The 2,164-nt window shown below is 68.9% G+C and carries 3 protein-coding genes; 2 read left to right on the forward strand and 1 reads right to left on the reverse strand.

Translation table 11 applies throughout. The annotated features are described in order from the left end of the window. A partial coding sequence (locus ACRDUX_RS23445; protein ID WP_526417009.1) for an LLM class flavin-dependent oxidoreductase occupies positions 1-712 on the forward strand: 712 nt, incomplete at its 5' end. A 166-nt stretch (positions 713-878) separates the two neighbouring features. Then, complete coding sequence (locus ACRDUX_RS23450; protein WP_526417011.1) at positions 879-1,046, forward strand: hypothetical protein; 168 nt, start codon at positions 879-881, stop codon at positions 1,044-1,046. A 64-nt stretch (positions 1,047-1,110) separates the two neighbouring features. Here the strand turns inward: ACRDUX_RS23450 and ACRDUX_RS23455 are convergent. Continuing rightward, positions 1,111-2,164 (reverse strand): DUF3418 domain-containing protein (locus ACRDUX_RS23455; RefSeq protein WP_526417013.1); only part of this gene is annotated, 1,054 nt, incomplete at its 5' end.

Raw genomic sequence — 2,164 nt, forward strand, 5'->3', positions numbered from 1 at the left:
GGCATCGACGGAGCGGCTCGGCGTCGGCGTGGGATTGGTGCCTGCACCGCTGCGCAACGTGGCCGCGACCGCCATGGAGTTCGCCACCCTGGACGCAATGTTCCCAGGCCGGACCCGGATCGCCGTCGGCCACGGGGTGCAGAGTTGGATGGGGCAGGCGGGAGCGGCGGTCGCGTCGCCGTTGACGCTGCTGCGCGAGTACACGACCGCTCTCCAGGCACTGCTCTCGGGACGCACCGTCAGCGTCGAAGGGCGCTACGTCCGGTTGTCCGACGTTCGGTTGGCGTTCCCGCCCGCGCGTCGGCCACCGGTTCTGATCGGAGGCACGGGACCGAAGACGCTGCGACTGGCCGGCGAGATCGCCGACGGAGTGGTGCTCGACAGCGCGTATTCGACGCGCACGGTCCGCGAGGCATTGGGACACGTGGCGACAGGGCGGGCCGACGCCGACGGACGCCCCTTCAGCACCGCGCTCTTCCTGGCGTGCGTGCCATCCGACGACGCTGCGCGGACGCTCGTCGAGGAGGCCGTCCGCCTCGACGTACCCCGGGGCGACGTGTTCGGCGTCGGCGGCACCGCCGCGCAGATCGCTGCCGGGCTCGACGCCTACCGCGACGCGGGGGTGGACACCATTGCGCTGCAGCCGCTCGGCCCACTCGAGGGCATGGACGAGTTCATCGCCGCGGCGGGCGCGGTCAAGTCCGCCGGGTAGCCGTGTGTCCCAGAACACCCCGTATGCAGCTGAATTAGTGGAATGAATCGTTTCAATCGCCCGTTGAACACCACAGACCGGCACGAAGATTCAACGCCGGAAGAGCGTCCGAATCGCGGCACGAAGGCCCGGTTCGAACACGTTCGATGTGAAGGGATGAAACATCATGAAGAAGCTCGGATTAGCCACCATCGTCGCCAGCGGTCTCACTGCCGCAGTCCTCGGATTCGCAGGACCCGCACAGGCAGACATCGACCACCACGCGTTCATCAACGACATCACGCAGCCCGTCTACGTCCCGCACGTGGACACCACGGTGCATCAGAGCCGCTGACCGCGATCAAGACGAAGGGGACATCCGCACCGCGGGTGTCCCCTTCTTCTGTGTCTGGACCAGATCAGGGTCGGATGGCGTCGATCGCCCGGTAGATGCGCTGCTCACTGACCGGCCTCGCGGTGCCGAGCTGCTGGGCCCACAGGCTCACCCGGAACTCCTCGATCAGCCGCGAGACATCCCGAACGTCGTCGCCAGCCGCGCGCGATGGCGAAAGGGCCCCGACGTGTTCGTCGAGAGCGTCCTGCAGCACGTGCACGCGTAGCATCCGGTCACGGTCGGCGTTGAGGCCTTGCGGCAGCCGGTCGAGGCGTCTGCCGATTGCCGTGAGATAGCGGGCCAGGTCGAGCAGATTCGTGGCTCCGGTGGCTGTGACGAAGCCCTCGGGCAGCAGCGCGGCCAGCTGCGCGCGGATGTCGGCGATGGAATCCGCCTGTGCGCCAGGTGACTTCTCGGGCAGGGCGATCTGGACCTCGCGCAGTGCGGCGAGCACCCGCTCGACCCGGCTGACGACGTCACGGGTCGTCTGGGCCATGGTCCCGGCCACCCGATCGCGCAGTGCAGCGAAATCGGTACGGTTCCATGCTGGTTTCGGCGCGAGGGCGGCCACCGCGGCATCCGCACAGTCCTCGAGCAACGCGGCCAGGGAGCCGTCGGGATTGGCGCCGAGCACGAGTCGGGTTCGGGTATCCAGTTGCTTCTCGAGGGCTTTGGCGGGCGACGGTACCGCCAACCTCAGCAGGCGGCGGGTCCCCGGCCCCATCGCAGCGCCCTGTTCGGCAGGGGTGGCGAACACCCGCACGTCCACCGAGGTTCCCGCGTCGACCAACGCGGGATACCCGCGTACGGCGCGGCCACCACCCGTAGTCTCGACAGTGCGCGGCAATTCGTCGAGATCGCTTGGCCATCCGCGCAGTCCCGTCCGTTCGAGCGCCCCCGCGAAGGCCCCGGCGACCGCATCCCGAACCGGGGCGGCGAGCTTCTCCTGCAACGCGACGAGGTCCTTGCCGCGGGCCAGCACGCTGCCGTCGTCGGACTCGACGGCAAACGTGACGCGCAGATGGTCGGGCAGCTTGCCGAAGTCGAACGCATCGATCGGCACCAGCACTCCGGTGCGG

It is taken from the genome of Mycobacterium sp., from assembly GCF_050701675.1.
GTDB lineage: Bacteria > Actinomycetota > Actinomycetes > Mycobacteriales > Mycobacteriaceae > Mycobacterium.